This window comes from Streptomyces sp. NK15101 (assembly GCF_020400725.1).
In the GTDB taxonomy this organism is placed as follows: domain Bacteria; phylum Actinomycetota; class Actinomycetes; order Streptomycetales; family Streptomycetaceae; genus Streptomyces.
Genome location: NZ_JAINVG010000002.1, coordinates 78,578 through 103,507 on the forward strand (window position 1 = coordinate 78,578; position 24,930 = coordinate 103,507).

Here is a 24,930-nt window from a genome sequence, read left to right on the forward strand (position 1 = left end):
GCCGGGGCGTTCCCGGCGGCTCTTCGATCCTGGTCTCCGCCGCTTCCGCGCACAGCCGTACCCACTCCCGGAGCGATGGTGTAGCCCGCTCCACCGCCTCCCCCGGAGCCGCCGCCTACCCTGGCTCCATGCGCGAGGCGATCAAGGAAGCGGCCCGGGCGGGACTCCACCTCACGATCGGGGCCGCGATCTCCCTCCTCTGCTGCCTGATGGCGGGCGTCGCCCTCTTCACCTCCGTCGTCACCCTCACGGTCATCGGCGCCGGCGTGCTCCCCGAGAGCGTGCTGCTGCTGCGCCGGCTCGCCGGCCGGGAGCGGCGCCGGACGGCCGCGTGGACCGGGACGCCCGTACCCGAGGCGTACCTGCCGCTCGAAGGGCCCCTCCCCGCGCGCGTGCGGACCGCGGTCGGCGACCCGGGCACCCGGCAGGACCTGGTGTGGGCCGCCGCGCAGCTGCTCTACGGCCTGGTGCTCTGGTACCTCTCGCTGATCCTCTGGGTTCCCGCGCTGCTGGTCGACGGCGTGGGGACCGGTCTCGCGGGGCGGCGGCCGGTGGCCCTGCCGCTGATCGGCCGCCTCGCCGGTCTGGCGGCGGACTGGTCGCGCGCGCTGCTCACGCCGGGCCCGTCGGCCGCCCGGGACGCCGCCCTCGCCGCCCGGATCGAGCAGCTCACGGCCACCCGGGCGGGCGCGGTCGCCGCGCACGGCGCCGAGCTGCGCCGGATCGAGCGCGACCTCCACGACGGCGCGCAGGCCCGTCTGGTGGCGCTGTCCATGCGGATCGGGCTCGCCCGGCGCGCGTACGACTCCGATCCCGCGACCGCCCGCAGGCTCCTGGACGACGCCCAGACGCAGGCCGAGGAGGCGCTGGCCGAGCTGCGGCACGTGGTGCGCGGCATCCACCCGCCGATCCTCACCGACCGCGGCCTGACCGGAGCGGTACGGGCCCTAGCGGCGAGCAGCGGTCTGGAGGCGGCGGTCTCGGTGACCGGCCTCGGCGACCACGACCGGGACGGCCCCCGCGCCCCGGCCGCCGTGGAGGCCGCCGCGTACTTCGTGGTCGCCGAGGCGCTCACGAACGCCGCCAAGCACAGCGGTGCCGACCGTGCCTCCGTCTCCCTGTCCCGTGAACCGGCCGCCCTGCGCGTGCGCGTGCGGGACGAGGGGCGCGGCGGGGCCGAGGCGGGCGAGAGCGGCGGCTCCGGTCTGACGGGCATGCGGCGCCGGGTCGCCGCGCTCGACGGCACCGTACGGTTGACCAGCCCCGTGGGGGGCCCGACCGTGATCGAAGTGGAGCTTCCGTGCGTGTGGTGATCGCCGAGGACAACGCCCTCCTCAGGGAGGGCCTGGTGCTGCTGCTGACCTCGTCCGGCCACGAGGTCGCCGGGGTCGCGGCCACCGGCCCCGAGATCCTGCCGCTGCTCCTGGAGCACCGGCCGGACGTCGCCGTCCTCGACGTGCGGCTGCCTCCCGGCTTCCGCGACGAGGGGCTGCGGGCGGCGCTCGCGGCCCGCGAGCGGCTTCCGGAGCTGCCGGTGCTCGTGCTCTCCCAGTACGTGGAGGAGACGTACGCGGCCGAGCTCCTGGGCGGCGGCGCGCAGGGCGTCGGCTACCTCCTGAAGGACCGGGTGGGCCGGGTCGACGAGTTCCTGGACGCCCTGGAACGGGTCGCGGCCGGCGGCACGGCCCTGGACCCGGAGGTCGTCACCGAACTGATGGCCCGCCGCCGCGACGACCCCCTGGACTCCCTCACGCCCCGCGAGCGCGAGGTCCTGGGGCTGATGGCGCAGGGCCACGACAACGGCACGATCGCCCGCTCGATGGTGGTCACCGAGCGGGCCGTGCACAAGCACATCGGGAACGTCTTCCTGAAGCTCGGCCTGCCGCCGAGCGACAGCGGCGGCCACCGCCGGGTCCTCGCCGTCCTCGCGTACCTCAACGCCTAGGAGGCGTCCTCCTCAGCGGCCGGAGGCCGTCCGGGCGGAGGCCGCCCGGGCGGAGGCCGCCCGGGCGGTCGGCAGGAACACGCCCGCGACGACCGTGACGAGGACGACGCCCGCGATCGTGCCCGCCTGCGCGGGCGGCAGGTACGGCAGGCCTCCGGTGAACGCCCAGGCGAAGGCGGTCAGCGGCAGCGCGCCCACCACGAGCCCGACGAGGAGGCCCGTCGCGGTCAGGAAGCCCGCCTCCAGGCCGAGCATCCGGCGCAGCTGGCCCGCCGAGGCGCCGACCTGGCGGAGCAGTTCCAGTTCGCCGCGGCGCCCGGCGCCGATCAGGGCGAGGGTGCTCAGGACGGAGAGGACCGTGAGCCCGCCGATCGCCGCGACGATCCCGCCGGAGACGATCCCGTTCAGCTCGGCCCCCGGGGGCGTCACCGCCTCGGGGGCGACGGGGGAGGCGCCCGCGGCGCCCGCCGCCAGTACGCGCGCGGGGTACGGATCGCTCATGTGCGGGGCCAGTTCGGCCTTCGGCAGGAGGAACTCGCCGAGGGCGAGCGAGCGTTCGTACACCGCGACCACCCGCAGCCGCTTCGGCGTCCCGTCGCCGAGCCGCAGCTCCACCGTCGAACCGGGCTTCGCCCCGAGGGACTCGGCCGTGTCCGCGCCGACCGCGACCGTGCCCGCGGCGGCGAGTCCGGCCAGGTCGCCCGCGACGACGCCGGGGTCGAGCGTGCCCGCCAGACCGTCGGCGTCCACGCCGAGGACCGGGAGCCGGTCGAGGCGCGGCGTTCCGGCCTCCGTGCGGGCCAGGACCACGGACGAGCGCAGCACGTCCGTGGCCGCGTCCACGCCCGGGAGCTCGCGCACCCGCTCCGCCGTGGTGCCGGTGAAGGCGAGGTCGGCGGTGGTCGCGGCCCGCGCCTGCGCGGCGGCGGCCCGTTCCACGGTGGCGCCGGCCGAGAGCTGCACGAGGGCGAAGGAGGTGACGAGGACGACGGGGACGAGCGCGGCCCCGAGCCGGCGCGAGTGCGCGGCGGCACCGGCGGCCGTGAGCCGTCCGGGCGCTTTGCCGAACCACCGGAACGGCCGGTCCAGGAACGTCATCGCGGCCCGCGCGATCCACGGCCCGAGCAGCGCGCACCCGGCGACCAGCGTCACCGTGGCCGCGCCGGCGGCCGCGGCGGCCGCGTCGCCGCCCTGGAGCGTGGCCGTACCGGCCGAGCCCACGCCGAGCACGAGCAGCGCGAGCCCGGCGACCCGGCGGGCGCCGCCCTTCCCCGGGCGGCCCGGCCGACGGGCCGCGAAGAGGACGACCAGCCGGGTGGTGCCCGCCACGAGGGCGGCGACCACGAGGACGGCGGCGAACAGCCACGGCGGGGCGGGGAGTTCGAGACCTTCCGGTACGACGCCGGTACGGGCCCGCAGGGCCGACCACAGCGCCAGGAACACCGGTGCGGACGCGAGCGCGCCGAGCAGCGCCGCCGCACCCGCCACCCGGGTCACCTCCCGGCCTGCCGCGCCCCGCACCTGCCGGGGCGTCGCGCCGACCGCGAGCAGCAGCTCCCGCTCGGCGACGCGCTGCTGGAGGGCCTGCGCGACGAGCGAGGCGAGGACGAGGACCGCGACCAGGAGGACGGTCCCCGAGACGGCCGCGAGGAGCTGGAGGAGCTCCGTGCGGGCGGGCGGCGCGCCGAGGTGCTCGGCGGCGCCCCGGCCGTCCCCGGTCAGCGCCCGGAGCGGCTGCCCCGCCGCGGTGTCCTTGAGCCCGGCGGCGTCCAGGGCGGCCCGTACGCGTGCGTGGAGGGCGTCCACGGGTACGCCGGGCTCGGCGAGGACTCCGACCGCGTCGACGGCACCGGGGTGCCCGGCGAGCCGCCGCGCCTCCCCCGCCGTGACGTAGAGCACGGCCGGTCCGTCGGCGACGCCGACGACCCGGCGGCCGGTCACGGTGTCCCCGACGGCGGCGCCGAGACCGGCACCGACGACGGTCTCCCCGGCCCGCCGGGGCTCCCGCCCGTCGATCAGCCGGTACGGGGCGAGCCGAGCCGCCTCCCAGGAACGCCCGGTGTACACGCGCGTGCCGGTGCCGTGGCCGGTTCCGGTGCCGAGGCCGGTTCCGTTGTCGGTGCCGGCCCCATGGCCGAGACCGGTGCCGTGGCCGGGGCCGGTGCCGCGGCCGGACCCGCTGCCGAGCCCGGTCCCGGTGCCGGCCCCGGACCCGTGCCCCGGTGCGGCGGTCGGTGCGGCGCTCCCCGACCGCTCCCGTACGACGAACGTGTCGTCCGGCACCGCTTCGCGTACCCCCGGCACGGCCCGCAGGACGTCGACGGTGGCGGCGGGGATCCGTACGCGCTCGGTCAGGCCCGCCGTCTCGGTCCTCGGCTCGCTGCCCCACGGCTCGGCCGTCCAGCGGACCTCCTGGTCGCCGGCGACGACGACGGGCGCGGCGGCGTACCGCTCCACGCGCGCGTGGCCCAGTCCGACGGAGCCGAGGGCGAGGGCCAGGGTGCCGAGCAGCGCGGCGGTGACGGCGACGGCCGCGAACACGGCGGTCCACGCCTTGCGGTGGGCCCGCAGCGACCGGGCGGCGAGCAGCCGCACGGCGGGGTTCCCGACGCGGCTCATCGCGCCACCGCCAGGTGACGGCCGGCCGCGGCGCGGGCGCCGAGCGCCTCTCGTACGCCCGCCTCGTCCGGGTGGTCGAGGCGGCCGGCGATCCGGCCCCGGTCCAGGAACACGGCCTCGTCCGCCCAGGTGGCGGCCACCGGGTCGTGGGTGACGAGGACGACCGTGCGTCCCCGCTCGTCGACCGCGCGCCGCAGCAGGGCGAGGACCCCGGCCGCCGTGACCGGGTCGAGGGCGGCGGTCGGCTCGTCGGCGAAGACGACCTCGGGCTCGTTGACCAGGGCGCGGGCGATCGCCACCCGCTGCCGCTGGCCGCCGGAGAGGCTCTCGGGCCGGTCCTCGGCCCGGTCGGCGAGCCCCACGGCGTCGAGGCCGGCCAGGGCGCGGGCGTCGAGCGCCCGGCCTTCGCGGGCCCCGGCGAGGAGCAGCGGCAGGGTGACGTTCTCCCGCACGTTCAGGGCGGAGACGAGGTTGAGCGACTGGAACACGAAGCCGATCCGGTCCCGACGGAGCCGGGTCAGACCGGCCGCCTTCAGGGTGGCGAGGTCGGTGCCCCCGATCCGTACCCGCCCGGCCGTCGGCCGCTCGAGCCCGGCCGCACAGCGCAGCAGCGTGGACTTGCCGGAGCCCGACCGGCCCATCACGGCCACGAAACGCCCGCGCGGCACGACCAGGTCGACCCCGTCGAGCGCGGGCGTCCCGCCTCCGTACGTGCGGCTCACCCCGGTCAGGGCGAGGGCGGCGCCGTTCTCCGTCACTGCTGTCGTCGTCATGCCCGCAACGCTAGGAAAGCGCAGGTCACGGGGGTATGGAGCTGGCCGCCGTAGTGGGGGTGGAGCCAGCTCCACCCCCACCGGGTTCAGCGACGGCGGCGGGGGCCCTCGTCCTCGTCCTCGTGCGGGCCGAACAGCTCGTCCGCGAGGGTCGGCAGATCGTCGAGCGGGGTCTCCTCCGCCCAGTCGGAGCGGCGGCGCGGCCGGCCGTTCTCGTCGAGCTGGGGCAGCTCCCGGGTCCGGTCGTTGGCCCCGTGCGGCTCGTCCCGCTCGTCGCGGAAGATGCCCTGCGGCACCCGGTCGGCGGGGTCGGACGCCCTGGTCTCCCGTACGGGGGGCAGCACGGCGGTCTCGTCGGCGGCCCGCGGGTCCCGCACGGGGGGCAGCACCGCGGTCTCGTCGGCGGCCCGCGGGTCCCGGATCTGCGGCAGGACCGCGGTCTCCGCCTCCGGCCGCTCGGCCGTCCCCGGCTTCACGATCGGCGTCTCCACGGTGACCTCGTCCGGCGAGACGGTCGGCGCGTCCGGCTTCACGATCGGCGTGGGCACGGTGACCTCGTTCGCGGACATACCGGCGGTACGGGCCTCACGAGCGGCCCGCTCCGCCGCGGCCGTCCGCTCGGCGGCGGCCTTCTCCGCGGCCTCCCGCTCGCGGGCGGCCTTCTCGCGGGCGGCCTTCGCCGCCTCGGCCCGTTCGGCGGCGGCCAGCTCCGCCGCGGCGCGCTCGGCGGCCGCCCGCTCCGCGGCGGCCTTCGCAGCGGCCTCGGCGGCCAGCCTCTCCGCCGCGGCCTTCGCCGCCGCCTCCTCCGCGGCCTTCGCGGCCGCGGCGGCCTCCGCCATCCGGCGGGCCTCCTCGGCGCGGAGCAGGGCCTCCTCGGCCTTGCGCTGCTTCTCCAGGCGGCGCGCCTCGGCCTCGGCCCGCAGCCGGGCCTCCTCCTCGGCCTCCTTGCGGAGCCGCTCCTGCTCCTCCTGGCGGGCCTTCTCCTCGGCCGCGAGACGCCGGCGCTCCTCCTCGGCGGCGAGCCTGGCCTCTTCGGCCCTGCGGCGGGCCTCCTCCGCCTGCCGTTCGGCCTCCAGACGGCGCGCCTCCTCCTCCTCGCGCCGCTTGCGCTCCTCCTCCTCGGCGCGGAGCTTGGCGAGCTGCTCCTGCCGCTCGCGCTCCAGGCGCTCCTCCTCGGCCTTGCGGGCGGCCTCTTCCTCCGCCAGGCGCCGGGCCTCCTCCTCGGCCTTCCGGCGGGCCTCCTCCGCGGCCTTCACCTCGGCCTCGGAGAGCGGCAGCATCCGGTCGAGCCGGTGGCGTACGACGGTGGTGACGGCCTCGGGCTCCTGGCCGGCGTCGACGACGAGGTAGCGGCTGGGATCGGCGGCCGCGAGGGCCAGGAAACCGGCCCGTACGCGCGCGTGGAACTCCGGCGGCTCGGACTCGAGCCGGTCGGGCGCCTCGGTGAACCGTTCCCGCGCGGTCTCCGGGGAGACGTCGAGAACCACCGTCAGGTGCGGCACGAGACCGTCGGTCGCCCAGCGCGAGATGCGGGCGATCTCCGTGGGGGACAGGTCGCGGCCCGCGCCCTGGTAGGCCACGGACGAGTCGATGTACCGGTCGGAGAGGACGACCGCGCCCCGCTCCAGGGCCGGGCGGACCAGGGAGTCGACGTGCTCGGCGCGGTCGGCCGCGTACAGCAGGGCCTCGGCGCGGTTCGAGAGACCCGCCGACGACACGTCGAGGAGGATCGAGCGGAGCCGCTTGCCGATCGGCGTGGCTCCCGGCTCGCGGGTGACGACGACCTCGTGGCCCTTGGCGCGGATCCACTCGGCGAGCGCCTGGACCTGCGTGGACTTCCCGGCACCGTCGCCGCCCTCCAGGGCGATGAAGAAACCGGTCGGGGAGGGCGCCTGGACCGGGTCGGAGCCGCGCAGCGCGTCGCGCAGGTCGCGGCGGAGCGGGACGCCCGCCCGGTCGTCGGTCTTCGCGAGGACGAGCGCGGCGACCGGCAGCAGCAGGGCGCCGACGAGGACGAGCGTGAAGGCGGCGCCGCCGTGCGCGAAGACGAACTCCCCGGAGGCGAGCCGGTGCGGCCCGATCGCGGCGGCGAGCAGCGGGGCGGCGAGCGCGCCGAGGCCCATGGCGACGCGTGCGGTGGCCTGGAGGTGCTCGGTGGTCCGGGCCCGGCGGGGCTCCTCGGTCTCCTGGTCGATCAGGGTGTGGCCGGTGTTGGCGGCGACCCCGGCCGCGTACCCGGCGAGGACGGCGAGGAACAGCACGGTCGCCGTGTCCGGCACCAGGCCCATCGCGATCAGGGCGACGCCGGTGACGGTGACGGCGAGGGCGAGCAGCCGGCGCCGGGACAGGACCGGCAGGACGGAGCCCGCGGTGCGGATGCCGACGGCGGTGGCGCCGCTGAGCGCCAGGATCAGGAGGGCGTACGTGACGGGCCCGCCGCCCAGGTCGTAGGCGTGGAGCACGGCGAGGGACGCGGCCGCGGCGATCGCCCCGGCGACGGTGGCGGAGGCGAGGACGAGCAGCGGCAGGGCGCCGGTGCGGCCCTTGCCCTCGCCCTCGCCGGCCTTCGGGGCCGGCCGGCGCAGGCCCTCAAGGGGCGAGCGGGGCCGGGGCGTCTCCCCGCCGGGCAGCGCCATCGCGTACAGGACGGTGACGGAGGCGGCGAACAGCCCGGCGGAGACGTACGAGCCGAGGGCCGCCTGGTGCAGCGTGAACCAGTCGATCCCGGCGCCGAGCAGGTTCCCGACGAGGGTGGCGACCAGCAGCACGGCGGCCGCGGCGGGGACGGCGAGGAAACCGGTGCGCTGGGACAGCCGGCGCAGTGCGCCGAGGTGGTCGGGCAGCGGCCGTACGGCGGCGCCCTCCAGGGGCGGGGCGGGCAGCAGCGCGGGGGCGGCGCCCTCGCGGCCGACGGTCCAGAGCCGCTCGGCCGCGCCGGTGACGAAGACGGTGCCGAGCAGGTACCAGAGGGCGCTGCCGGGGGTCCAGTCGATCCACAGCGGGGCGATGACGAGGAGCGCGATCCGCACCCCGTCGGCGCCGATCATGGTCCAGCGCCGGTCGAGCGGGCCACCGGGCCCGGTGAGCGCGGTCAGCGGTCCGAGGAGGACGGCCCCGAAGAGGACCGAGGCCAGCAGGCGGGCGCCGACGACGGCGGCCACGGCGAACGCGGCCCCCCGGTAGCCGCCCCCGAGCGCCCCTTCGGCGACGGCCGCCTGGTAGCCGAGGAGGACCAGGACGAGGAGGGCGAGGGCGTCGCCGGTGCTGCCGACCAGGTGGGCGCCCCACAGCCGGCGCAGCGGCTGATGGCGCAAGAGGGCGCGTACGGCGCGCTCCCGGGAATCCGCGACGAGTGCGGCGTCGGAATCGCCCAGGCGGTCTGGCTGCTCTGCTCGCGTCATCCGTCCACCCTATCCGGACGGCCTTGCTCCCCGCGGCCCGCGCCCGAACAAACGTGGGAGGGCGGGAGCACCGCTCCCGCCCTCCCACGCACCCCTTCGGGGACTACTCCGGCTTGGCCGCCGCCGTCTTCTTGGCAGCGGTCGTCTTCTTCGCCGTCGTGGTCTTCTTCGCGGCCGTCTTCTTGACGGCGGTGGTCTTCTTCGCCGCCGTCTTCGTGGCCGTCTTCTTCGCCGCGGTCTTCTTCGCCGGTGCCTTCTTGGCGGCCTTCTTCGCCGGTCCCTTGGCCCGCTTCTCGGCGAGCAGCTCGTAGCCGCGCTCCGGCGTGATCGTCTCCACGCTGTCGCCGGTGCGCAGGGTGGCGTTGGTCTCGCCGTCCGTCACGTACGGGCCGAAGCGCCCGTCCTTGACGACCACGGGCTTCTCGCTGACCGGGTCGGTGCCCAGCTCCTTCAGCGGCGGCTTGGCCGCGGCCCGGCCCCGCTGCTTCGGCTGGGCGTAGATCGCGAGCGCCTCTTCGAGGGTGATCGTGAAGAGCTGCTCCTCGTCGGTGAGCGACCGCGAGTCCGTGCCCTTCTTCAGGTACGGGCCGTAGCGGCCGTTCTGCGCGGTGATCTCGACGCCCTCGGCGTCCGTGCCGACGATCCGCGGGAGGGACATCAGCCGGAGCGCGTCCTCCAGGGTGACGGTGTCCAGGGACATCGACTTGAAGAGGGAGGCCGTGCGCGGCTTCACCGCGTTCTTGCCGGTCTTCGGGGTGCCCTCGGGCAGGATCTCCGTCACGTACGGGCCGTAGCGGCCGTCCTTGGCGACGATCTGGTGGCCGCTGACCGGGTCCGTACCGAGCTCGAAGTCGCCGCTCGGCTTGGCGAGCAGCTCCTCGGCGTGCTCGACGGTCAGCTCGTCGGGCGCGAGGTCGTCGGGCACGTCGGCCCGCTGGTGGCCCTCCTGCTCCTTCTCGCCGCGCTCGACGTACGGGCCGTAGCGGCCGACGCGGAGCACGATGCCGTTGCCGACGGGGAAGGAGGAGATCTCGCGCGCGTCGATCGCACCGAGGTCGGTGACGAGCTCCTTGAGGCCGCCGAGGTGGTCGCCGTCGCCGTTCCCGGCCTCCGCCGCGCCGCCCGTGCCGCCGGACTCGCCCTCGCCGAAGTAGAAGCGCTTCAGCCACGGCACGGCCTGGGCCTCGCCGCGCGCGATGCGGTCGAGGTCGTCCTCCATCTTGGCGGTGAAGTCGTAGTCGACGAGCCGCCCGAAGTGCTTCTCCAGGAGGTTGACGACGGCGAAGCTGAGGAAGGACGGGACGAGCGCCGTGCCCTTCTTGAAGACGTAGCCGCGGTCGAGGATGGTGCCGATGATCGAGGCGTACGTCGACGGGCGGCCGATCTCGCGCTCTTCCAGCTCCTTGACCAGGGAGGCCTCGGTGTAGCGGGCCGGCGGCTTGGTCGCGTGGCCGTCCGCCGTGATCTCCTCGGCGGTCAGCGCGTCGCCCTCGGCGACCTGCGGCAGGCGCCGCTCGCGGTCGTCGAGCTCCGCGTTCGGGTCGTCGGCCCCTTCCACGTACGCCTTCATGAAGCCGTGGAAGGTGATCGTCTTGCCGGAGGCGCTGAACTCGGCGTCGCGGCCGTCGGCGGCGGTGCCGCCGATCTTCACGGTGACCGAGTTGCCGGTCGCGTCCTTCATCTGGGAGGCGACGGTCCGCTTCCAGATCAGCTCGTACAGCTTGAACTGGTCGCCGGTGAGACCGGTCTCCGCAGGAGTGCGGAAACGATCACCCGAAGGCCGGATCGCCTCGTGCGCCTCCTGCGCGTTCTTCACCTTGCCCGCGTAGACGCGCGGCTTCTCCGGCAGGTAGTCGGCGCCGTACAGCTGCGTGACCTGCGCCCGGGCCGCCGCCACGGCGGTGTCGGAGAGGATCGTGGAGTCCGTGCGCATGTAGGTGATGAAGCCGTTCTCGTACAGCTTCTGCGCCACCTGCATGGTCGCCTTCGCACCGAAGCCCAGCTTGCGGCTCGCCTCCTGCTGGAGGGTGGTGGTCCGGAAGGGGGCGTACGGGGAGCGGCGGTACGGCTTCGACTCGACCGAGCGCACCGAGAACGCCGTGTCGGCGAGCGCGGCGGCCAGCGCCCGCGCCTTCTCCTCGTCGAGGTGGAGCACGTTCGCGGTCTTCAGCCGACCGTCGGCGCCGAAGTCGCGGCCCTGCGCGACGCGCTTGCCGTCGACCGTCGCGAGGCGCGCGACCAGGGAGGACGGGTCGGAGGCGTCACCGGTGCGGCCGGTGCCGAAGGTGCCGGTGAGGTCCCAGTACTCGGCGGAGCGGAAGGCGATGCGCTCGCGCTCCCGCTCGACGACGAGACGGGTGGCGACGGACTGCACGCGGCCGGCGGACAGCCGCGGCATGACCTTCTTCCACAGGACCGGCGAGACCTCGTAGCCGTACAGCCGGTCGAGGATGCGGCGGGTCTCCTGGGCGTCGACCATGCGCTGGTTCAGCTCGCGCGGGTTGGCGACGGCCTCGCGGATCGCGTCCTTGGTGATCTCGTGGAAGACCATCCGGTGGACCGGGACCTTGGGCTTCAGGACTTCCTGGAGGTGCCACGCGATGGCCTCGCCCTCGCGGTCCTCATCGGTGGCGAGGAAGAGCTCGTCGGACTCGGCGAGGAGCTCCTTGAGCTTCCTGACCTGCGCCTTCTTGTCGGCGTTGACGACGTAGATGGGCTGGAAGTCGTGCTCGACGTCGACGCCGAGACGGCGCACCTCGCCGGTGTACTTCTCCGGCACCTCGGCGGCGCCGGAGGGGAGGTCGCGGATGTGCCCGACGCTCGCCTCGACGACGTAGCCGGGGCCGAGGTAGCCCTTGATCGTCTTCGCCTTGGCAGGCGACTCGACGATGACGAGTCGGCGGCCGCCGTGTGCGGTCTCGCTGGTCGGGGACAACTTCGCTCTTCTCTCCGGATCGACGCTCTCTGGCACGTGCGGCACTGGCACGCACGGCAGCGCACGGACGGTGACGCTCCCGTCGCTGCGGAGTGTGACGGTACAACCCGCCCCCGTGTCAAACGGCAAAAGCCCGCAACGGCCACTCGAACGGTAACCCGAGTCCTGGCATTCCTGCCGCCCGGACTCCCGGACCGGCGGGGCGGGGGACATCTCGGGGAGATCGGAAACAAACCGGAGGCGGAACCCTCACCGGATCCCTGACGTGGTCCGGAGCCGGGCTCAGAGCCGGCCGAAGCACCAGACGCCGAGGAGGAGGAAGGCGGCGCCGGCGAGGCTCGTCAGCGCGACGGCGGTGCGCGGGGGGACCCCGTACGCCACGGGCTCGCGGTGCAGCGACCGCACGGTGGTCCACAGCAGCAGCGCGCCTCCGAACAGCGTGAACGCCGCTCCCGCGAAGATCGCCGGCCCGCTCTCCATGCCCGTACCCCGTTCCGTTCACGTGCGGTGTTCGCCTCTCGCGGCCGAGGCTGACACCCCTGGGCATCGAAGGCGCGAACTCCGGGTGAACGGAGCGGGCCGGGCTCGCACGGGTTCACGAAGATGGCCGGTAGCGATCCGCTCCGGGGGCCCTTCTCCTTCCTTTCTCGTCACATCACCTCGAGCGTGCCTCTCCCGCCACACCGCCTCGGGCGTGCCTCTCTCGTCACATCACCTCGGGCGTGCCTCTCCCGTCACACCGCCTCGGGCGTGCCTCTTGCGTCACATCACGTCGAGCGTGGCCCGGCGTCGGCTCCCCCGCTCGAAGACGGCGAGGAGGACGACGGCGAGCAGCGCCCACCCGGCGCCGACCGCGAGCTCGGCCCCGAGCAGGTGGCCGTCCAGACCGGCACCCGCGGTCAGCCCCCGTGCCGCGTCCGCCGCGTGCGTGAGCGGCAGCAGCTCGCCGGCGGCCCGCATCCACTCCGGCAGCGTCTCCCGGGGCACGGCGGCACCGGTCAGGAGCAGCAGCCCGGAGCAGGCCACGTTCGACACCAGGAACACGTCACGGAAGCGCAGCCCGAGCGCCCCGAGCGCGAGCCCGAAGGCCGAGCAGGCGCCCGCCGCGACGAGCAGCACCAGACCGAGCCCCGGCAGTGCCCCGGCGGGCACGGGCAGCCCGAGGACGAGGGCGGCTGCGGTGAGCGCGAAGGCGCTGACGAGCAGTCCGTTGAGGACGTACGGGAGGGCTCGCCCGATCCACAGCGGGACCCTGTGGCGGGGGGAGAGCAGGACGGCCCCGAGGGTGCCGTACCGCCGCTCGTTGGAGACGGCCATCGTGCCGCCGTACACGCAGGAGGCGGAAGCTGCGAGGACGGCGTTGCCCACGAGGTGGAAACGATCGTCGGCGACACCCAGTTCCCTGCCCAGGAAGACGAAGAAGAAAACCTGGAGAAGGGGTCCGACCAGCAGCGTTCCGATGAACATCGGCGGGGTGGTCCAGTTGAAGAGCGCCCGGTAGGAGATCGCCCCGCCGACGACGACGAGCCGCGCCGTGCCGAGGAAACGGAACATCACTGATGGCCTTTCAGGTGAGGGCGAGGGTGGCGGCGGCGCGTGCCCGGCGTTCCACCCGTCCGAGGACGAGGACGGCGGCGAGGGCGTATCCGGCGCCGAGCGCGAGGGCGGTGAGCAGCGGGGTGGTCACGTCCCCGCCGGAGGTCGCCGCGTGCACGGCCCGCGCGCCCCAGGTCGTGGGCAGCGCCCAGGAGATCGGGCGGGTCCAGGCGGGCAGCACGGTGACGGGCACGAGCAGCCCGGACAGCAGCCAGACGGGGGTGTCGAGCGGGTTGGCAAGGGCGTTGGCGTTGCGGAGAAGGACGAAGGTGGCGGCGAGCAGCAGTCCCGTCATGCCGAGGGCGAGGACGCACACCGGGACGGCGACGGGGAAGAGCAGCGGGTGCGCGAAGTCGAGCGGCACGTCGAAGAGCAGCACGCCCCACAGGACGGTCGCGCCCATCGCGTACGTGCCGATGACGGCGGTCGCGAGGGTGATGGGGAGGAGCACGAGCGCCAGCGGGGTGGGGGCGACGACCAGGGTCTCCAGGGTGCCGAGCCAGCGCTGGTTCTGCACGGCGCCGCCCGAGCCGAAGAGGACCGAGCCCCAGATGCCCATGAGCCCGGCCCCGACCGAGGCGGTGAGCAGCCGGTCGGGGTCTCCGGCGGCGCGGAACAGATAGACGGCGAGGGTGGCGTAGACGAGCGGGACGAGGACGGCGAAGGTGATCTCGATCGGAGAGCGCGACATGTACGAGACGTGGGTGCGCACCCCGACGAGGATCAGTCGCGGGAGGCGCCTCATGCGGCGGCCTCCACGGCTTCGGTCCCGGCGCCGGCCGTCTCCCCCACGGCTTCGGTCCCGGCGCCGGCCGTCTCCCCCACGGCTTCGGTCCCGGCGCCGGCCGTCTCCTCCACGATCGCGATGTAGGCGTCCTCGAGGGACGGTTCGCGGCTCGTGACCCGGCCGATCCGTACGCCGTCGAGTGCGGCGAGGACGGGCCCGTGCAGGTCGGAGGCGCCGCGTCCGATCTGCACGGTGACCGTCTGCAGGGCGCCCCGGTCCTCGGCCGACACCCCCCGCACCCCGGGCACGCGCCGCACCCGGTCGAGCCGCTCCTCGTCCACGCCGTACGCCTCGATCTCCAGCACGTCCCTTTCCCGTACGAGGGACTTGAGGCTGCCGGGGGTGCCGAGGGCGCGGATGCGGCCGCCCGCGATGACGGCGATCCGGTCGCAGAGCTCGTCGGCCTCGGCCATGTAGTGGGTGGTGAGGAGGACGGTGGTGCCGGCGGAGGCCAGGTCGGCGACCGTGCGGCGCAGGTCGCGGGCGGCGACGGGATCGACGCCGATGGACGGTTCGTCGAGGAAGAGGACGTCGGGGCGGTGGAGCAGCCCGCGGGCGATGTGGAGGCGCTGGCGCATGCCGCGCGAGTACCCCTCGACGCGTTCCCTCTCGCGTCCCACCAGGCCGACGAGGTCGAGGAGTTCGGCGATGCGCCGCTTCTGGTCGCGGGCGGCGACGCCGTACAGCTCGGCGAAGTAGCGGAGGTTGTCGAGGGCGGACAGCCGGTCGTACAGGCCCCGGTCGCCGCCGAAGACGTATCCGATCCTGCGGCGTACGGCGACGGGGTCGCGGGCCACGTCGTGGCCGAACACCCGGGCCGTGCCGGAGGTCGGCAGCAGCAGGGTGTTGAGCATCTTGATGGTGGTGGTCTTGCCGGCGCCGTTGGGCCCGAGCAGGCCGAACAGCTCCCCCGGCGCCACCTCGAAGGTGACTCCGCGCACGGCCTCGGTCTCGGCCCGGCGGGACCTCGGCCACCCGGTCCTGCTGGTGTAGGTGCGGCGCAGCGCGTCCGCCTCGATTGCGAGCATGCGCCGGACGGTAGGAGCCGGCGGGAGGGCCGGGCCATCGATTCGGGAGGCCCCGAATCGTCGCACCGCGCCCTTCGCCTCCTCAGGCCGCGGCCGCGAGGACGTCCTCTCCGGCGAGCAGCGCGAGCAGTGAACGGCCCGTGTCCGTCAGCTGGTAGTACACGGAGCGCCCGACGCGGTGGCGGGTCACGACACCGGCTTCGGCGAGCACCGACAGGTGCTCGGAGACCGTGCTGGGGGCGAGGCCGAGCCGGTCGGCGAGCCCGGCCGTGGTCAGGGGTCCGCCCAGTTCGCGCAGGACCGCGGCCCGGCCCCGGCCGAGCAGCAGCCCGAGCCGGTCCTCGGCGACGGGCTCGGCCTGCTCGCGCAGGGCGGCGGCACCCCGGGCCTGGAAGCTGAGCGCGAAGACCTCGGGGTCGTCCGTGGAGTAGAGCCGGCAGCCCTCGGCGAAGACCAGGGGCACGAGGACGAGCCGCCGCTCCCCGGGGGCGTACTCGGCGTCGATGTACTTGGTCAGTTCGAGTACGGGGGGCTGCCAGCGCCCCCGGGCCTCCAGGCCCGCGAAGAGCGCGTCGACGCCCTCCGTCGCGAACGTCCTGGCCCGGACGAGCACTTCGTCCTCGACGAGCCGGCGCATCGTCGGCCAGTACGGCTCGATCGCGCCTTCCCAGAAGGCGGCGTACGCGTCGGCGAGCGCCGCGCAGGCGGCCTCCGGGTCCCTCAGGTACGGCTGCAGGAAGGGCGCGTCCTCCATGCCGGGGTAGCAGACGGCCGCCTGTTCGCGGACGAACCCCGGGTCGGTGGCCCGCAGCGCGGCGAGCTCCTCGTGGACGTGCACCGTGCCGAACGGCCGGGGCAGCAGGAAGTCGGAGGTCTCGCGCCGGCCCACCCCGAACAGCTGCCACAGGGGGCGGAGCCGGTCGTCCTCGCGCCACACCTCGCGCGCCCGCCCGACCCACTCCTGGTACGGCCAGGAGGGGTGCCGGTGCGGCAGCGCGAGGTGCATCGCGCAGAACGTGTCGCGGAGCGGGCTGATCGCGATCCGGGTCGCCCCGAGCGAGGTCTCGTCCAGCTCGATCCGTATCAAGCGCCGCTCCCTCCGGTCCCGGACGGCTCCGCCCCCGGCAGCAGGGGTCCGGGGATCAGGAAGCCCTCCTCGACGAGCAGCCGGATCGCCTGCGGGGTGCGGTCCCGCAGCATGACCGGGTCCTCGCCCATCAGCTGTCCGATCGCGTCGAGGATGCGGCCGGCGCTGAGCGTGCCGTCGCACACGCCGGCGAACCCGGCGCCGACGTGGTCGACCTTGGTGGCCCGGCGCATGCCGCGGTTCTGCCGGAGCACCACGTGCTCCGGGTCCTCGGCGCCCGGCAGCCCGACCTGCTCCTGCACCACCTCGGGCGCGAGCGTGAACCGGTCGGCCAGGAGCGCGGCGTCGTCATGGTCGCGCAGGTAGTCCTGGCGCTCGAAGTGGGCGCGGACGGTGGGGCCGAGGGGCTGCTCGACGGGGTGCGGCCACTCCTCGATGACGATCGAGGGCTCGACCGCGCCGGAGGCCACGGCCTCGTTGCGCCGGATCGTGATCCAGCCGAAGCCGACCGCGCGGGTCTTGCTCGCCTCGAACTCGTCGAGCCAGCGGTCGTACGCCGCCCGGTAGGCCTCCGGGTCGCCGCGGTGGTCGCCGCTGTCCCGCAGCCACAGCTCGGTGTACTGGGTGATGTCCTGGACCTCGCGCTGCACGATCCAGGCGTCGCAGCCGCGTGGCACCCAGGACCGCAGCCGCTCCTGCCACTCCTCGCCCTCGACGTGCTGCCAGTTGGCGAGGAACTGGGCGTACCCGCCGTCGTTGAGCCGCTCCCCGGCCTGCTGCACGAGCGTGCGGCACAGGTCGTCGCCGCTCATTCCGCCGTCCCGGTAGGTGAGCCCGGCTCCGGGGGAGATCACGAACGGCGGGTTGGAGACGATCAGGTCGTACGTGTCGCCGTCGACGGGCTCGAAGAGCGAGCCGGTCAGCAGCTCGGCCTCCCGGGCCCCGGAGAGGGCGAGCGTGAGCCGGGTGAAGTCCAGGGCGCGCGGGTTGAGGTCGGTGGCGGTGACCAGGGTGGCGTGCTGGGCGGCGTGCAGCGCCTGGATGCCGGAGCCGGTGCCGAGGTCGAGCGCGGCGGAGACCGGCGTACGGACCGTGATGCCGGCGAGGGTGGTGGAGGCGCCCCCGACGCCGAGGACGACGCCCTCGTCCTTCTTCCCGATGCCCCCGGCGCCGCCCACGGCACAGCCCAGGTCGGAGACGATGAACCAGTCCTCGCCGTCCGGTCCGCCGTACGGCCGGACGTCGACCGTGGCGAGCACGGTGCCGTCCTCGCGGACCAGCCAGCCGTCGGCGAGGGCCTCCTCCAGCGGGAGCGCGGCGGCGGCACGGTCGGCCGGGACGGGCTCCTGGAGCAGGAAGAGCCGGACGAGGGTCTCCAGCGGGGAGTCGCCGCGGGTGGCGCGCAGGGCGGGCACGGTCTCGCTGCGGGCGAGGGCCGCGTAGGCCGGGGCGCCGAGCAGGTCGAGCAGTCCGTCGGCGGTGAAGTCGGCGGCGAGCAGAGCCTCGCGCAGACGGGCGGCGTGCGCGGGCACCGGGAGGCGGGGAGGCAGGCTGGTCGTACTCACCGCTCCATTGTGACGGCCGCCGCCGACATCCGGGCGGCCGACCCGGCGGCGTGCGACCGATCGCCGCCGCCGGGCCGATCGGCCCTCGGTTCCCCTACTCGCTCTTGGTGGCCGTGGCCTTCTTGGTCGGCGTGGCGGACGCCTTCTCGGTCGGCGTGGCGGACGCCTTCTCGGTCGGGCTCGTGGAACCGGAGTCCGAGTCGGAGGTGGCGCCGGCGTTCGGGGAGGCGGAGGTCTTCGGCGGGACCGAGGCCGTGGGCTTCTGGCAGCCGGGCTGCTTGGCCATCGCCTGGCCCAGCTCGCCGTCCTCCAGCTTGGACAGGGCGTTCTGGTCCATCTTCTCGATCTTCGTCAGGCCGTCGGCGACGCCCTGGAGACCGTCCGCGAACTTCTGCTGGTTCGTCGGGTCCAGCGCGTCGACCTGCTTCTTGAGTCCCTCGTAGGCCAAGGCGGTGGCGTTGAGCTCCTTGATCGCGTCCTGCTGGATCTTCTCGCCGTTCTCGACGGGCGGGGCTCCGGCGGCCTCGACGGCCTTGGCGAGGGCCCGGTCGGCGTTCGCGATGTCCTGGAAGGCCTTCGAGTCGGCGGCCTGGATCTCGGCCGGCTTGCTGTCGGCAGCGGTCGAGATGATGATCTGGTGGGCGTCGGCCCGCTTCTGGATCTGGGGCTTGGCCTGGTCGCAGAACGTCTTCGCCCAGTCACCCACCTTGTCGCCCTTGTCGTCGCTGCAACCGGTCAGCGCGAGCACCAGTACCGCGCCGCCGGACAGTGCGGCCGCAAGCTTCTTGTTCAACGGATCGGTCCCTTCCAAGGCTCTCGGCCCCGGAACATACACGCCGAACGGGCTACTTCCACCTTTCGTGCGACGGATTCATCCCCTATTGAAGCCTTTTGAACCAAGGGATAAGCATCCCGGCCACCCCGGAAACCCCCGGTAATGAGACGGACGCCACGTCAGGACATCGCCACCGAACGCTTCTTGGAGGCCCGGACCGCACCGACCACGACGAAGAGCGCGACCGCCGCGACCGCCGCCCGCAGCCCGACGCTCGCGTCGCCGCCGTAACTGAACCGCACGACCGCCGGGGCGATCAGCAGCGCGACCAGGTTCATCACCTTCAGGAGCGGGTTGATCGCCGGGCCCGCCGTGTCCTTGAACGGATCGCCGACCGTGTCCCCGATGACGGTCGCCTCGTGCGCCTCGCTGCCCTTGCCGCCGTGGTTCCCGTCCTCGACCAGCTTCTTCGCGTTGTCCCAGGCACCACCGGAGTTGGCGAGGAAGACCGCCATCAGCGCGCCCGCCCCGATCGCCCCGGCGAGGTACGCGCCGAGCGCGCCGACCCCGAGCGCGAAGCCGACCGCGATCGGAGCCATCACGGCGAGCAGGCCGGGCGTGGCGAGTTCGCGCAGCGCGTCCTTGGTGCAGATGTCGACGACCCGCCCGTACTCCGGCTTCTCGGTGAAGTCCATGATCCCGGGGTGCTCGCGGAACTGCCGCCGCACCTCGTACACGACCGAACCGGCCGAGCGGGACACCGCGTTGATCGCGAGCCCCGAGAAGAGGAAGACGACCGCCGCGCCGAGGATCAGACCGAAGAGGTTGTTGGGCTGCGAGATGTCCATCGAGAGCGTCACCTCACCGGCCTTCACCCCGAACTCCCCGACGTCGGCGACCGAGGTCGCGATGGCGTCCCGGTACGAGCCGAAGAGCGCCGAGGCCGCCAGGACGGCGGTGGCGATGGCGATGCCCTTGGTGATGGCCTTCGTGGTGTTGCCGACGGCGTCCAGGTCGGTGAGGACCTGCGCGCCCGCGCCCGTGACGTCCCCGGACATCTCCGCGATGCCCTGGGCGTTGTCGGCGACCGGGCCGAAGGTGTCCATGGCGACGATCACCCCGACGGTGGTGAGCAGCCCCGTCCCGGCGAGGGCCACCGCGAACAGTGCCAGCATGATCGAGGCGCCGCCGAGCAGGAACGCCCCGTAGACCGTGAGCCCGATCAGCAGGGCCGTGTAGACGGCGGACTCCATGCCGAGCGCCACACCGGCGAGGACGACGGTCGCGGGACCGGTGAGCGAGGACTTGCCGACGTCCCTGACCGGCCGCCGGCCGGTCTCGGTGAAGTAGCCGGTGAGCTGCTGGATGAGCGCGGCGAGGACGATGCCGAGGGCGACCGCGACCAGGGCGAGGACCCGCGGGTCGCCGCCGTGGTCGCGGATGCCCCGCTCGGTGACGCCTTCGAGCTCGGCGTACGAGGACGGCAGGTACACGAAGGCCGCGACGGCGACGCCCACCAGCGAGATGACCGCCGAGACCAGGAATCCGCGGTTGATCGCGCTCATCCCGCCGCGGTCGGCGCGCCGCGGCGCGACCGTGAGGATGCCGATCACGGCGGTGATCACGCCGATCGCCGGCACCATCAGGGGGAACGCGAGGCCGTGGTCGCCGAAGGCCGCCTTGCCGAGGATGAGCGCGGCGACCAGGGTCACGGCGTACGACTCGAAGAGGTCGGCCGCCATGCCGGCGCAGTCGCCGACGTTGTCGCCCACGTTGTCGGCGATGGTGGCGGCGTTGCGCGGGTCGTCTTCGGGGATGCCCTGCTCGACCTTGCCGACGAGGTCGGCGCCGACGTCGGCGGCCTTGGTGAAGATCCCGCCGCCCACTCGCATGAACATGGCGATGAGCGCGGCGCCGAGTCCGAATCCCTCCAGGACCTTGGGCGCGTCGGCTGCGTAGACGAGGACGACGCAGGCGGCTCCGAGCAGTCCGAGGCCGACCGTGCACATGCCGACGACCCCGCCCGTACGGAACGCGATCCGCATGGCCCGGTGCGCGACCTCGTTCAGGTCCCTCTCGGGTTCGCCCGGCGCCGGGGTGGCCTCCCTGGCCGCGGCGGCGACCCGCACGTTGGCCCGTACGGCGAGCCGCATGCCGAGGTATCCGGTGACCGCCGAGAAGAGCGCCCCGACCAGGAAGAACAGGGAACGTCCGGCACGCTGCGACCAGTTGTCGGCCGGCAGCAGCATCAGCAGGAAGAACACGGCGGCCGCGAAGACGGCGAGGGTCCGCAGCTGCCGCGCGAGGTAGGCGTTGGCCCCCTCCTGCACGGCGGCGGCGATCTCCTTCATCCTCTCGGTGCCCTCACCGGCCGCGAGCACCTGGCGGACGAGGAGCCGCGCGACGACCAGTGCGGCGAGGGCGATGGCCGCGACGACGACCACGATCGTCCGGTTCCCGCTCGTGAGCACCGCCGCGGAGAGGGTTGTGGGGTACATGAGGACGGATCATAGGGAGACAAGCCGGTATATACCGGGATGCACCAATTCGTGGGCGAGGACGCCCAGCGCAGGGCACCTGAAAAGTTCCCGGCACAAGGGAAGAGGCCCTGCGGCGCAGGGCCTCTTCCCTCACTACGTGTGCGGGCCGGACCCCCAGGTGTAAGGGTCGCCCCCCCGTGCACGGGCGGGGCTCCACCACGCACGCGGGGGCAGCCCCACGTGCGCGGACGGGGCCCACCCAGTGCACGGGTCAGGACAGGACGTCCGCCGAGTTCACCGGCCACGTCATCCGGATGGTGCCGCCGTCCTCGCCGGCGCTCACCTCCACGTCGTCGACGAGCCCGCGGATCACCGCGAGCCCCATCTCGTCCTCGCCGTCGGCGTCGTCGAAGTCCTCGGCCGGAGCCGCGGCCCGCGCGCCGGGGACACCGACGGCATCGGCCGCCGCCACCCCCGCACCCGGCACCTCGTCGCCGACCTCGATGGAGAACGTCTTCTCCTCCTCGGTCAGGACGACCCGAATGGGGGTCGTGACGTCGTTGCTGCGATGCAGCCCGACCGCACGGGAACAGGCCTCACCCACAGCGAGACGCACCTCGTCGAGGACCGCCTCGTCCACACCCGCCCGGCGCGCGACCGCGGCCGCCACCAGGCGGGCCGTGCGGACGTGCTCCGGCTGAGCGCTGAAGCGGAGTTCAACGGTGGCCATGCGAACCCCCTGGGCTCAGTCGACGGCGTTGACGGCCTCGTCGACCGAGGTGTGGATCGGGAACACCTTGGTGAGACCCGTGATCCGGAAAATCTTCAGAATGCGCTCCTGGTTGCAGACCAGGCGCAGCGAGCCCTCGTGCGCGCGAACGCGCTTCAGGCCGCCGACGAGCACACCGAGGCCGGTGGAGTCGAGGAAGTCCACGCCCTCCATGTCGACGACCAGGTGGTAGCTGCCGTCGTTCACCAACTCGACCAACTGCTCGCGCAGCTTGGGCGCGGTATACACATCAATCTCGCCACCGACCTCGACGACCGTACGGTCACCACCAGCGCCGGACACATTGCGAGTCGACAGGGACAGGTCCACGGATCCTCCAGCACCTTGCTATCGGGCGATCGTCCCCCCGGGTCTCCGGGGCGGAGCCGAGGAACGGATCGCCAGCCGCGATGGCATTCAATCACTTACCAGCAGCCATGCACGACGCCTTGGAAGCATTGTCCGTCATGGCAGTGACACACTCGGTGCCGATGGCCAAGAATCACCGCCCCCGTCGTCCGGCCGGGGAAACGGGCAACCGCCCCTCTCCCGGCATGGTCCTCGACCGGCTCTCCTCGGGCGAGAGCCGGGCCGCGCGCATCACTCATACGGAGCACATGCCCGCCCGGGAGGGCCGCCATGCCGTCTGGCCGCACCGCATCCGTCCGGAGGTGATCGCGGCGATTCAGGAGGCCGGGATCGAGCACCCCTGGGCCCACCAGGCGGAGGCCGCCGAGCACGCCCTGGACGGCGAGTCCGTGGTGATCGCCACGGGCACCGCCTCGGGCAAGTCGCTCGCCTACCTCGCCCCGGTCCTCAGCACCCTCCTGGACGGCTCGGAGGCCCCGAACGGCCGCGGCACCACCGCCCTCTACCTCGCGCCCACCAAGGCCCTCGCGGCCGACCAGCGGCGCGCCGTGCGGGAGCTGGCCGCCCCGCTCGGCAACCGGATCCGCCCCGCCGTCTACGACGGCGACACGCCGGTCGAGGAGCGCGAGTGGGTCCGGCAGTACGCGAACTACGTGCTGACCAACCCCGACATGCTGCACCGGGGCGTCCTCCCCTCCCACCCCAGGTGGTCCTCCTTCCTGCGCTCCCTGCGCTACGTCGTGATCGACGAGTGCCACACCTACCGGGGCGTCTTCGGCTCCCACGTCGCCCAGGTGCTGCGCCGACTGCGCCGCGTCTGCGCCCGGTACGGCTCCGAACCGGTCTTCCTGCTCGCCTCGGCCACCGCCGCCGAACCCGCCCGGGCCGCCGGCCGCCTCACCGGCCTGCCGGTCACCGAGGTCTCCGACGACGCCTCCCCGCGCGGCGAGCTGGTCTTCGCCCTCTGGGAGCCGCCGCTGACCGAGCTGCACGGCGAGCGCGGCGCGCCCGTGCGCCGCACCGCCACCGCCGAGACCGCGGACCTGCTGACCGACCTGACCCGGCAGGGCGTCCGCTCGGTCGCCTTCGTCCGCTCCCGGCGCGGCGCCGAGCTGATCTCGGTGATCGCCCAGGAGCGGCTGGCCGAGACCGATCGCGCGCTCGCCCGCCGCGTCGCCGCCTACCGGGGCGGCTACCTTCCCGAGGAGCGCCGCGCCCTGGAGGGGGCCCTGCACTCCGGCGAGCTCCTCGGCCTGGCCGCCACGACCGCCCTGGAGCTGGGCGTGGACGTCTCCGGCCTGGACGCCGTCCTGATCGCCGGCTACCCGGGCACCCGGGCCTCCCTGTGGCAGCAGGCGGGCCGCGCCGGCCGCTCCGGCGAGGGCGCCCTCGCGATCATGGTCGCCCGGGACGATCCGCTGGACACCTTCCTCGTCCACCACCCCGAGGCGATCTTCGAGCAGCCGGTCGAGACGACCGTCCTGGACCCCGACAACCCCTACGTCCTCGCCCCCCACCTGTGCGCCGCCGCCGCGGAGCTCCCGCTGACCGAACCGGACCTGGCCCTCTTCGGCCCGGCCGTGCCCGGCCTGCTGCCCCAGCTGGAAGGGGCAGGCCTGCTGCGCCGCCGCCCCACCGGCTGGTACTGGACCCGCCGCGAGCGGGCCGCCGACCTCACCGACATCCGGGGCGGCGGCGGCAGCCCCGTCAGGATCGTGGAGGCCGGCACCGGCCGCCTCCTCGGCACCGTCGACGAGGCCGCCTCCCACACCGCCGTCCACGAGGGCGCCGTCCACCTCCACCAGGGCCGCACCTACCTGGTGCGGGAGCTCGACCTCAAGGACTCCGTGGCCCTCGTCGAGGAGGCCGTCCCCCCGTACTCCACCACCGCCCGCGACACCACCTCCATCACCGTCCTCGAAACCGACACCGAGGTCCCCTGGGGAGCCGGCCGCCTCTGCTACGGCTCCGTCGAGGTCACCAACCAGGTGGTCTCCTTCCTCCGGCGCCGTCTGATCACCGGCGAGGTGCTCGGCGAGACCAAGCTCGACCTGCCGCCCCGCACCCTGCGCACCCGGGCCGTGTGGTGGACGGTCACCGAGGACCAACTCGACGCCGCCCGGATCGGTCCGGAGATCCTCGGCGGCGCCCTGCACGCCGCCGAGCACGCCTCCATCGGCATGCTGCCGCTCTTCGCCACCTGCGACCGCTGGGACATCGGCGGCGTCTCCGTACCGCTCCATCCCGACACCCTGCTGCCCACCGTCTTCGTGTACGACGGGCATCCGGGCGGCGCGGGCTTCGCCGAGCGCGCCTTCCACACCGCCCGCGCCTGGCTCGCGGCCACCCGGGAGGCCATCGCCTCCTGCGAGTGCGAGGCGGGCTGCCCCTCCTGCATCCAGTCCCCGAAGTGCGGCAACGGCAACGATCCGCTCCACAAGCGCGGCGCGGTCCGCCTCCTCACGGAACTCCTGAGGGAGGCCCCGGAGGACCCGCCCGCGACCTGACCTCCGGCCGGTACGGGCCGCGCACGACCCGGGCGGTCACGTCCGCGACCCCGCCCCGCACCGCGCACCGCGCCAGCTCGGCGCCCTGCGCGACGGCCACCCGCGAGGCGGCGGCGCACGCCTCGGCCTCGCCCCACAGGGCCCGGTCGGCGGCGGCGAGGGCGGCCAGGTCGGCGGCCCCGCCGGCCCGGTGCCTGGCCGCCACCGCCTGCCCGAGCGCGAGCGCCACCCCGAACACCACGCACAAGGCACACGCCGCGAACGCGGCCCACACCGTCGCCGCCCCACGATCCC

General features: G+C 74.4%; 18 protein-coding genes. 3 read left to right on the top strand and 15 right to left on the bottom strand.

The annotated features are described in order from the left end of the window. The first annotated feature begins 128 nt into the window (after positions 1 to 128). The gene (locus K7G60_RS01510; protein WP_225798924.1) at positions 129 to 1,313 is read left to right on the top strand and encodes a histidine kinase; all 1,185 of its coding nucleotides are present in this window, start codon (positions 129 to 131) and stop codon (positions 1,311 to 1,313) included. After that, positions 1,301 to 1,945 carry a response regulator transcription factor gene (locus K7G60_RS01515; protein WP_225798925.1) on the top strand — a complete coding sequence of 215 codons (645 nt, stop codon included), beginning with the start codon at positions 1,301 to 1,303 and terminating at the stop codon, positions 1,943 to 1,945. The genes K7G60_RS01510 and K7G60_RS01515 overlap by 13 nt, the downstream gene beginning before the upstream one ends. A 12-nt stretch (positions 1,946 to 1,957) precedes the next feature. Here K7G60_RS01515 and K7G60_RS01520 read toward each other — a convergent pair whose 3' ends face one another. The 14 genes from K7G60_RS01520 to K7G60_RS01585 form a co-directional block, all read right to left on the bottom strand. Next, positions 1,958 to 4,564 carry an ABC transporter permease gene (locus tag K7G60_RS01520; RefSeq protein ID WP_225798926.1) on the bottom strand — a complete coding sequence of 869 codons (2,607 nt, stop codon included), beginning with the start codon at positions 4,562 to 4,564 and terminating at the stop codon, positions 1,958 to 1,960. Continuing rightward, positions 4,561 to 5,337: an ABC transporter ATP-binding protein gene (locus tag K7G60_RS01525; RefSeq protein WP_225798927.1), complete on the bottom strand. Its 777-nt coding sequence runs from the start codon at positions 5,335 to 5,337 to the stop codon at positions 4,561 to 4,563. The genes K7G60_RS01520 and K7G60_RS01525 overlap by 4 nt, the downstream gene beginning before the upstream one ends. A gap of 86 nt (positions 5,338 to 5,423) precedes the next feature. After that, positions 5,424 to 8,738, bottom strand: coding sequence for a dTMP kinase (gene tmk, locus K7G60_RS01530; protein ID WP_225798928.1), 3,315 nt, complete (start codon positions 8,736 to 8,738; stop codon positions 5,424 to 5,426). A 103-nt stretch (positions 8,739 to 8,841) separates the two neighbouring features. Then, a complete protein-coding gene (gene topA, locus K7G60_RS01535; protein WP_225798929.1) occupies positions 8,842 to 11,673 on the bottom strand; it encodes a type I DNA topoisomerase in 2,832 nt (943 codons plus the stop codon). A 282-nt stretch (positions 11,674 to 11,955) separates the two neighbouring features. Next, a complete protein-coding gene (locus tag K7G60_RS01540; protein ID WP_225798930.1) occupies positions 11,956 to 12,153 on the bottom strand; it encodes a hypothetical protein in 198 nt (65 codons plus the stop codon). Between the two features lie 282 nt (positions 12,154 to 12,435). After that, positions 12,436 to 13,227: an ABC transporter permease gene (locus K7G60_RS01545; protein WP_225798931.1), complete on the bottom strand. Its 792-nt coding sequence runs from the start codon at positions 13,225 to 13,227 to the stop codon at positions 12,436 to 12,438. A 13-nt stretch (positions 13,228 to 13,240) separates the two neighbouring features. Beyond that, a complete protein-coding gene (locus K7G60_RS01550; RefSeq protein ID WP_225798932.1) occupies positions 13,241 to 14,014 on the bottom strand; it encodes an ABC transporter permease in 774 nt (257 codons plus the stop codon). After that, on the bottom strand, positions 14,011 to 15,084 hold the full coding sequence (locus K7G60_RS01555; RefSeq protein ID WP_225798933.1) for an ABC transporter ATP-binding protein: 1,074 nt from the start codon (positions 15,082 to 15,084) through the stop codon (positions 14,011 to 14,013). The genes K7G60_RS01550 and K7G60_RS01555 overlap by 4 nt, the downstream gene beginning before the upstream one ends. A gap of 82 nt (positions 15,085 to 15,166) precedes the next feature. Then, positions 15,167 to 16,171 (bottom strand): helix-turn-helix domain-containing protein, encoded by a 1,005-nt coding sequence (locus K7G60_RS01560; protein WP_225798934.1) that lies wholly within the window; start codon positions 16,169 to 16,171, stop codon positions 15,167 to 15,169. Further along, positions 16,168 to 17,736, bottom strand: coding sequence for a methyltransferase (locus K7G60_RS01565; protein ID WP_225798935.1), 1,569 nt, complete (start codon positions 17,734 to 17,736; stop codon positions 16,168 to 16,170). Before K7G60_RS01565 ends, K7G60_RS01560 begins: the two co-directional genes overlap by 4 nt. Before the next feature lie 94 nt (positions 17,737 to 17,830). Beyond that, the gene (locus K7G60_RS01570; RefSeq protein ID WP_225798936.1) at positions 17,831 to 18,529 is read right to left on the bottom strand and encodes a small secreted protein; all 699 of its coding nucleotides are present in this window, start codon (positions 18,527 to 18,529) and stop codon (positions 17,831 to 17,833) included. 161 nt (positions 18,530 to 18,690) lie between these two features. Continuing rightward, positions 18,691 to 21,009 carry a sodium-translocating pyrophosphatase gene (locus K7G60_RS01575; RefSeq protein WP_225798937.1) on the bottom strand — a complete coding sequence of 773 codons (2,319 nt, stop codon included), beginning with the start codon at positions 21,007 to 21,009 and terminating at the stop codon, positions 18,691 to 18,693. A 253-nt stretch (positions 21,010 to 21,262) separates the two neighbouring features. Next, a complete protein-coding gene (locus tag K7G60_RS01580; protein ID WP_225798938.1) occupies positions 21,263 to 21,721 on the bottom strand; it encodes an ATP-binding protein in 459 nt (152 codons plus the stop codon). A gap of 15 nt (positions 21,722 to 21,736) precedes the next feature. Next, positions 21,737 to 22,090: an STAS domain-containing protein gene (locus tag K7G60_RS01585; protein WP_015034520.1), complete on the bottom strand. Its 354-nt coding sequence runs from the start codon at positions 22,088 to 22,090 to the stop codon at positions 21,737 to 21,739. Positions 22,091 to 22,170: 80 nt separating this feature from the next. Between K7G60_RS01585 and K7G60_RS01590 the strand changes: the two genes are divergently transcribed. After that, positions 22,171 to 24,636 (top strand): DEAD/DEAH box helicase, encoded by a 2,466-nt coding sequence (locus tag K7G60_RS01590; protein ID WP_225798939.1) that lies wholly within the window; start codon positions 22,171 to 22,173, stop codon positions 24,634 to 24,636. On the opposite strand, the gene K7G60_RS01595 is transcribed toward K7G60_RS01590, so the two are convergent. Then, positions 24,590 to 24,910: an Rv3654c family TadE-like protein gene (locus K7G60_RS01595; protein ID WP_225798940.1), complete on the bottom strand. Its 321-nt coding sequence runs from the start codon at positions 24,908 to 24,910 to the stop codon at positions 24,590 to 24,592. The two genes, K7G60_RS01590 and K7G60_RS01595, sit on opposite strands and share 47 nt — an antisense overlap. Positions 24,911 to 24,930 lie beyond the last annotated feature (20 nt).